Here is a 7966-nt window from a genome sequence, read left to right as displayed (position 1 = left end):
TATTCATTGAGGTTGCAGCACTATGAGCACCAGCATTCACGACTTCCACGACGACGTGCGCAACGCCGACATCCGGATCTGGGTCAATGGCATCCTCAAACCACGCGCTGAGGCCACAGTTTCGGTCTTCGACAGCGGCTTCGTGCTGGGTGATGGCGTTTGGGAGGGATTCCGGGTCCTTGCCGGCCAGCCGGCGTTTCTGGACGCGCATCTCGATCGCCTTTACGAAGGCGCCAAGGCCATCGCCTTGGATATCGGCATGAGCCGCGGCGAAATGAAACAGGCCATCGCAGAGACGCTGAAAGCCAACGGCATGCGCGATGACGTGCATATCCGGCTGATGGTCACCCGCGGCATCAAGCGCACGCCCTATCAGGATCCGCGTGCCTGCATCGGTCAGGCGACGGTGGTCATCATTCCCGAATACAAAACGCCGAAGCCGGAAACGCTGCAGGCCGGACTGAAACTGTTCACCGTGCATGTGCGCCGTGGCTTTCCGGACGTGCAGGATCCGAAACTCAATTCGCACAGCAAACTCAACTGCATCACCGCCTGCATCCAGGCCATCGAGGCCGGCGCCGATGAGGGCCTGATGCTGGATCCGCACGGGTTCGTGGCGACCTGCAATTCGACGCATTTCTTCATCGTGCGCAAAGGTGAAGTGTGGACTTCAACCGGTGACTACTGTCTGGGCGGCATCACCCGGGCCAATGTACTCACCCTGTGCCGACAGAACGGCATCCCATGTTTCGAAAAAAACTTCAGCTTGAGTCAGGTCTACAGTGCCGATGAAGCCTTTTGCACCGGCACCTTTGCCGGCGTGGTGCCGGTCCGCGAGATCGACGGCCGCGTCATCGGTGACGCCCTGCCCGGCCCGATGGTGCTGCGCCTGCAGCAGCTGTACCGCGAGCTGGTGGAACGCGACGTGACCGTGCGCGGCGCCGACCGCCTGGCATGAGCATGCTGCGCATGGGTCGCTCACGGGATCCGGCCTCCCGCGACACCTGCCCGTCCATGCGCATCGCCATGTGGAGCGGGCCACGCAACATCTCCACGGCGATGATGCGCGCCTTTGAAAATCGCAGCGACTGCACGGTATCCGACGAGCCCTTGTATGCCGCGTTCCTGGCACAGACTAAACTCGATCATCCCGGTGCGGCCGAGGTCATCGCCGAGGGCGAATGCGACTGGCGGCGCGTGAGCGAAACGCTGACCGGCCCGGTTCCGGGCGGCAAAGCGCTGTGGTACCAGAAGCACATGAGCCATCACCTGCTTCCGGGCATGGATCACGAATGGATTCACGGTCTGAGCAATGCCTTCCTGATCCGGCACCCCCATGCCGTGGTGGCGTCCTATATCAAATCGCGGGCCGAAGTGGCGCCGGAAGACATCGGCCTGCTGCAGGAAGCAGAATTATTTGATGAACTCTGCGAGCGCAGCGGCAGCACGCCGCCGGTCATCGACTCCACCGAATTCCTCAGCAATCCGCGCGGTCATTTGCAGGCCCTGTGCCAGCATTTCGGCATTGCTTTCGAAGATCGGATGCTGCACTGGCCGGCCGGTCCGCGTGACAGTGACGGCATCTGGGCCAAGTATTGGTATGACGCGGTCTGGCGCTCGACCGGGTTCGAGGCACGGCCGGAACGGATTCCCGAACTCAGCGCTCGCCATCAGGCCATCGCCGACGTCTGCATGCCCGCCTACCAACGCCTATATGCGGCACGGCTGAAGCCGGTGTAATAAAGAATCTATCTCGGATATTGTCGCGAAGAGTTTCAGTTTATAGGGCTATATCGACATGGGTCTGGCAACTTATCTTCAGATACTAAGTGCCTATACATTTCTAGCTGTTTAAATATAGAAAGATACATATATGTTTTTTATTTACACATTTAAATAATATATATATATGTTTTTTATTTATAAGAATTATTTCTATATGGCATAGAGATTACTTAATGCCAATATAGGGGTATGAACTTAGCCATACTGGATACAAACAGGATTTTTAGTGAATCGCTTAGCTGCTTTCTCAAAGAGAATGGCCACCAAGTTGTTGCCACTATTAGCAAGCCCAGTGAGCCGCTTGAGCACCTGGAAAAATTAGGCACTGATATTCTTATTGCAGATCTTTCCCGCTTCAGCCCGTTGGATCCCATCGCATTTTCGGATTACCATGCCTTAGCGGAAAAGCTAAAGATTATCGCTTTCATCGAAGATGCTGGCTTAAACAAAATCGAATCGCTTTTTAATATCGGTGTGGCGGGCTGCATAAGCAAAGGGTCTAGCCTTAGTGTTCTGCTCGAAGGCATCGAAAAGGTCGGTAATGGGCATAAATTCCTTAGCCATGACTTTAATCATTCTGCAAAAAGTGAAGCGCCGAAGCTTACACCCCAAGAAAAACGTGTTCTAGCACTCTTAACCCAAGGCTGTTCATCTAAAGAAATTGCAAAAATCCTCAAAATTTCAGTCAAAACGGTGTACATTCACCGAGCAAAAGTCATCCAGAAGTTTGGGACTAAGAATCTCATCAATCTAAGAAAAAAGGCTTTAGAGTCGGGAATTGCGCTGTCTCTGGGAGAGCAAATCGCTCAGACTGACTGAATCTGTACCGAGATCATTTTTTAGCTCTTAGAAAAAAACCACCCTGTCGGGTGGTTTTTAAGTGGTGGGCGATACAGGGTTCGAACCTGTGACCCCTACCATGTCAAGGTAGTGCTCTACCGCTGAGCTAATCGCCCGAATCCGGGATAGACATTATACGATAAAGTCCCGCTTTCCGGCAAATCTCAGCGCAGCAGGGCTTGCTGCTTGAGCTTGGCGATGGTATCCCGGCAGGCCGCGGCCTGCTCGAACTCCAAATTCTGGGCGTGCTTGAACATCTTGGCCTCGAGCTCGTTCAGACGCTTGGCCAGCTGCTGGGCGGTCAGCACCGAGACCCCTGTTTCCGGAGTGGCCGCGGCCTGCTCAGGTTCGCTGCGGGCGCCCTCCATCACATCCATGATCTCGCGCTTGATTGAGGTCGGCACGATACCGTGCTGGCGGTTGTATTGCTCCTGCTTGGCGCGACGCCGATCGGTTTCGCCGATGGCGGCCTTCATCGAATCGGTCATGCGATCGGCATACAGGATGGCCTTACCGCGCAGATTGCGGGCGGCCCGGCCGATGGTCTGGATCAGCGACCGGGTCGAGCGCAGGAAGCCTTCCTTGTCGGCATCGAGAATGGCTACCAGCGAGACCTCGGGCATATCCAGACCCTCACGCAGCAGATTGATGCCGACCAAGACATCGAACACCCCCAGACGCAGATCACGGATGATCTCGACGCGCTCGACGGTATCGACATCGGAGTGCAGATAACGCACCTTCACCCCGTGCTCGGCGAGGTAATCGGTCAGGTTCTCGGCCATGCGTTTGGTGAGCGTGGTAATCAGCACGCGATCGCCGAGTTTGACGCGCTCATGGATCTCGGAAAGCACGTCATCGACCTGCGTGGCCACCGGCCGGATTTCAATCTGCGGATCGACCAGCCCGGTCGGCCGCACCACCAATTCGACCACCTGCCCCTTCGAATGCTCGAGCTCGTAAGGTCCGGGCGTGGCCGACACGTAAACGCTGCGGGGAGCGCGGCGCTCCCATTCCTCGAACTTCAGCGGCCGGTTGTCGAGCGCCGAAGGCAGCCGGAAGCCGAAGTTGACCAGGGTTTCCTTGCGCGAACGGTCGCCTTTGTACATGGCGCCCAGCTGCGGCACGGTCACGTGCGATTCATCGACCACCAACAATGCATCCGGCGGCAGGTAATCGTAAAGGCAAGGCGGCGGTTCGCCGGGCATGTGGCCGGTCAGATGCCGGGAATAGTTTTCGATGCCGCTGCAGAAGCCGACCTCAAGCATCATCTCGATGTCGAACTGGGTACGCTGCGCCAGACGCTGCGCTTCCACCAGCTTGTTCTCGCGGTAGAAGTATTCGAGCCGGTCTTTCAGCTCGGCCTTGATGGTTTCGACCGCATCCAGGATGGTCCGGCGCGTGGTCACGTAATGCGATTTCGGATACAGGGTATAGCGTTGCAGTTTGCGACGGACTTCGCCGGTCAATGGGTCGAACACCGCGATATTCTCGATGTCGCCATCAAACAACTCGACCCTTATCGCTTCGTAATCGCTCTCGGCCGGATGGATGTCGATGACCTCGCCGCGCACGCGGTAGGTGGCGCGCTTGAGCTCGATATCGTTGCGGGTGTATTGCATCTCGGTCAGACGCCGGATCAGTTCGCGCTGGTCGATGCGGTCGCCGCGCACCAGATGCAGCACCATGCGGAAGTATTCGTTGGGATCGCCCAGACCGTAAATCGAGGACACCGAGGCCACGATGATGGCATCGCGGCGCTCGAGCAGGGCCTTGGTCGCCGACAACCGCATCTGCTCGATGTGCTCATTGATCGAGCTGTCCTTGTCGATGAAGGTATCGGAAGCCGGAATGTAGGCCTCAGGCTGGTAGTAATCGTAATAGCTGACGAAATATTCGACCGCGTTATCCGGAAAGAAACTCTTGAATTCGCCATACAGCTGGGCAGCCAGGGTCTTGTTCGGGGCCAGCACCAGAGTCGGTTTCTGGATGGCCTGGATGACGTTGGCGATGGTGAAGGTCTTGCCGGAGCCGGTGACGCCGAGAAGCGTCTGTGCGGCGATGCCGGATTCGAAGCCGGCAATCAGCTTGTCGATGGCCTGCGGCTGGTCGCCGGCGGGCGAAAACGGGGAAACCAGACGGAAGGGGGTGTCCATGCAATCTTTTTTCGGGGCCAATTGGGGATTTTCGCACAGCGCGGCCCCGCTTTCACCTACTTCCGCGCTTTCGGCGTTTATTCAGACTGGAATTCCCAGCTCCGGAGGATCCCCATGTCCCGTCCTATCCACGGTTTTACCCTGATTGAACTCGTCCTCGGTCTGGCCACCGCCGGTATTCTGGCCGGCATAGCCCTACCGGCTTTTCTTTCAGCGCGCTACGCCGGGGATTCTGCGGCGATGCAGGCCGCCCTGCTGTCCAGTCTGATGCAGTCTTCCCACAAAGCGGCACTGCACGGCACCCGCACCACCCTGTGCCCGAGCCACGACGGCATCCGCTGCACCCCCAGCTTCGACTGGAGCAAAGGCTGGATCGGGTTCCTGGATAGCAACGCCAACCGCGAGCGCGAACCGGATGAAGGGGTCATCCTGCGGCAGACCGAAGTGGAAAACGCCCGCCTGATCAGCAGCAGCGGACGGACCCGGATCGTATTCCAGGGCAACGGCGGCAATGCCGGCAGTAATGCCACCTTCACCCTGTGCGACCGGCGCGGCGCGGATAAGGCGCAGACCCTGGTGGTCAGCAATACCGGCAATCTGCGCCGGGGGGTGCCGGATGCCGAACGCGCGGCGTTGGCCTGCGTCTTCTGAACCCGGAGCCCGCGGTTATTGACGCCAAGGGCGGTCTGGGCGAAAATAGACCCCTTGCCCGAATAGCTCAGCCGGTTAGAGCACTTGACTGTTAATCAGGGGGTCGTTGGTTCGAGTCCAACTTCGGGCGCCAAACTTAATAAAAACCCGCCTTCCGGCGGGTTTTTTATGAGCAAAACCAGCCCCGCCAGAGCAGCGTTTGGGTTAATTGCAGGGGTCCTGATCCCAGGTCAAACTGACATCCGCAATGTCATTAACCTCATTCGCATTCTTGGTGAAGGTGCAGATATATTCGGTGGCAGGCACCGCCGCCTCTTCTGTCACTGCAATTTGCAGCACATCATCCTGATTGACAATTCCGGTGAACCTTGTGGTTTCCAGCCCGGTGCCATGGCCAAGCACGAGCGAGGTGAATCCGGAATTTACCATCGCCGGACCGAAATTACGGCAAATCGGTCGGGCATTTGCAGTGCCGGGGGCAATACTCACTGAAATCGTCTTCGATTCCGTGCTACCTGCTTGTGTCTTGGTGCAGGTAATGTTTCCGGAAAAACCAGCACGCCACGCGAGCGTGGTGTCGGGATAATTGTATTTACCAATAGATACCGTCGTTTCCAAACCTACTTTCGAAACGGTGCAGTTATAAGGATTGACTGTAGACGGGCTCGGATTGCAATCCGTGAAGGAGTATTGCGCACTGATGACCGGATTGCCCGATGAAGCAATACCAAAGGAATAGCCCGTAATATTGACTTTAAACGAACCCGATCCACCGGGGTCACTGCCGCCGATCCTAAACAATTGAGAATCCGTCGCTAAAATCTCTTCATTATCAATCGGCAACTGCAATACAGCCACCCCCGAATTCGATGCATAAATTGTACTATTCGCAGTCTCTGTTGCTTTAACCGGCCGGCTACCGGGAGTCACCTTGCCACGCACCGGGGCGCCACTACCACCGCCGGAGAAGTCATTATTGGTTACCACGATATCCGGCCCGGATACCGGCGTCCAATTACTGAGTTCGGAGAGATTGATGGAGGTAAACGGGACAAAGGGCAGCACACAGCTTTGCAAGGAGGTTTTGCAATCGGCCTTGGCCGTTGTAATTTTATCCACGGCTTCGGGCTCAAGATAGTCAATAAAAAGACCCCGGCTATGCAGCCATTTGAAGTCATTGCCGAGCTGGATGGGTATTTCACTGGGGTTATTGATGTCCCAAGCAAACTCGAGAGCAGCAAGCGCACCGGCATTAAGCAGCATATTGTATCTAGTTGCATTTCCCTCGTTGACGATACGACTGCCGAGATAGTCCAAGACCAAAGATTGATAGTTTGATGCCGCGGTGCTGGTTGGTGCATAGGCAGCCGCAGTACCGTCATTGCGGGCCCGAAGCAGATTAAAATAATCGTTGCTCAGGTCTGTGGCAACGCGGAAAATACCGTCCACCCGAATCAGGCGGCAGGCCTCGATATAATCATCATCGGCTCCAGCGACCTGTAGCGCACCATTTACAATCTTATAGTGCACATGCGAGGTTCGGCGCGGATCGAACTTGGGCCCCGCTTCGCCGGAAGGGTCGTGGTGATCACGGCAGCAGGTGTTGCAATACTGGCTTTGTGGCGGTGCGTTCTGAGCCAAGGTGGCGGCACGTGCTTTAGGATTCGTGTAGGTAGCGACGCGTGGAACGGTATAACGGAATCCGTTCCAGTAGGTCGGGCGATAGCTAACATCCATACCCGGATTGTTTGTCGTACACGTGCAGCCGACCACTACAGTTTCAACGCGGGATTGCGCCTGAGCCACACCATTGTTCAAACCGGCATAGGTCAATACATCGTAACGTGTTTCAACGACGCGTTGATTATTATTGTTTCCGGCCACCTCTGGCCTCGGATTGGTCGCGGCCGTATCCGTTCCGTTTCCAATGGCAATGGGGATGACGCCAGGCGTCAAGCTTGGATCACGAATCAACACCCGCGGATAGCGCGGCTCGGAAGAAGCCGTATTGTTCAGCACCACTTTAGCGCCGTCTCCCGGGGATACCGCACCAATGGCATCCTCGATGGCGATACTCTGGGAAACGCCACCGGCATCAGTCCAAGACACCCTTACTGCAACGCGTTTGTATTCATTATTCGCGCTAAACGCAATGCCACCGGCATCGGCAGCCGGTGTCGCGCCGGTCAGCGTGGCGATGGCCGTGAACACACCCGCACTGGGCTGATAACCAAAACGTGTCACCGTCCAGGTGCGTGCGTAAGTCACGGCACTTTCAGTGGCTGTGTCATTGCCGGAGGTCAGTGCCTGGTAGCCGGCAAGGTGCTGGAACGAGCGCAGATCTTCGACTTTGTCCTTGGCCAATTGCAATGCAACCGTCTGCGCCTTGGTTTCCGCTGAAGAACGTATGATGCTGGTCTGCAAGGCAGCCAAGGCCATCAGACCGAATCCGAGCACGACTACGGCGATCAGCACCTCGATCATGCTGAAGCCCCGCGACGTCCTGCTCATAATATGGCTATTCATGACGGTAT

General features: G+C 56.5%; 6 protein-coding genes and 2 tRNA genes. 5 read left to right on the top strand and 3 right to left on the bottom strand.

Annotation, left to right across the window (positions count from 1 at the left end):
- Window positions 1-22: 22 nt before the first annotated feature.
- The 3 genes from ACIQ0Q_RS05250 to ACIQ0Q_RS05240 all read left to right on the top strand — a co-directional run bounded on the left by ACIQ0Q_RS05250 (window position 23) and on the right by ACIQ0Q_RS05240 (window position 2604).
- Window positions 23-958, top strand: a complete 936-nt coding sequence (locus ACIQ0Q_RS05250; RefSeq protein WP_395771897.1) for an aminotransferase class IV — start codon at window positions 23-25, stop codon at window positions 956-958.
- The gene (locus tag ACIQ0Q_RS05245) at window positions 955-1740 is read left to right on the top strand and encodes a hypothetical protein (RefSeq protein ID WP_395771896.1); all 786 of its coding nucleotides are present in this window, start codon (window positions 955-957) and stop codon (window positions 1738-1740) included. Before ACIQ0Q_RS05250 ends, ACIQ0Q_RS05245 begins: the two co-directional genes overlap by 4 nt.
- A gap of 234 nt (window positions 1741-1974) precedes the next feature.
- Complete coding sequence (locus ACIQ0Q_RS05240; protein WP_395771895.1) at window positions 1975-2604, top strand: LuxR C-terminal-related transcriptional regulator; 630 nt, start codon at window positions 1975-1977, stop codon at window positions 2602-2604.
- Between the two features lie 62 nt (window positions 2605-2666).
- Here the strand turns inward: ACIQ0Q_RS05240 and ACIQ0Q_RS05235 are convergent.
- Window positions 2667-2741: transfer RNA gene (locus ACIQ0Q_RS05235), tRNA-Val, on the bottom strand.
- Between the two features lie 48 nt (window positions 2742-2789).
- Complete coding sequence (gene uvrB / locus ACIQ0Q_RS05230) at window positions 2790-4781, bottom strand: excinuclease ABC subunit UvrB (protein WP_395771894.1); 1992 nt, start codon at window positions 4779-4781, stop codon at window positions 2790-2792.
- Between the two features lie 114 nt (window positions 4782-4895).
- On the opposite strand from uvrB, the gene ACIQ0Q_RS05225 reads away from it, so the two are divergent.
- Both ACIQ0Q_RS05225 and ACIQ0Q_RS05220 read left to right on the top strand, forming a co-directional pair.
- Window positions 4896-5432 (top strand): GspH/FimT family pseudopilin, encoded by a 537-nt coding sequence (locus ACIQ0Q_RS05225; protein WP_395771893.1) that lies wholly within the window; start codon window positions 4896-4898, stop codon window positions 5430-5432.
- 56 nt (window positions 5433-5488) lie between these two features.
- Window positions 5489-5565 (top strand) — tRNA-Asn (locus tag ACIQ0Q_RS05220).
- Between the two features lie 71 nt (window positions 5566-5636).
- Here ACIQ0Q_RS05220 and pilV read toward each other — a convergent pair.
- Window positions 5637-7958: a type IV pilus modification protein PilV gene (gene pilV / locus ACIQ0Q_RS05215; protein ID WP_395771892.1), complete on the bottom strand. Its 2322-nt coding sequence runs from the start codon at window positions 7956-7958 to the stop codon at window positions 5637-5639.
- Window positions 7959-7966 lie beyond the last annotated feature (8 nt).

Source organism: Arenimonas sp. (assembly GCF_044348765.1).
GTDB lineage: Bacteria > Pseudomonadota > Gammaproteobacteria > Xanthomonadales > Xanthomonadaceae > Arenimonas.
Note: the sequence above shows the minus strand (reverse complement) of the source record. Positions and strands in the feature narration are given on the sequence as shown.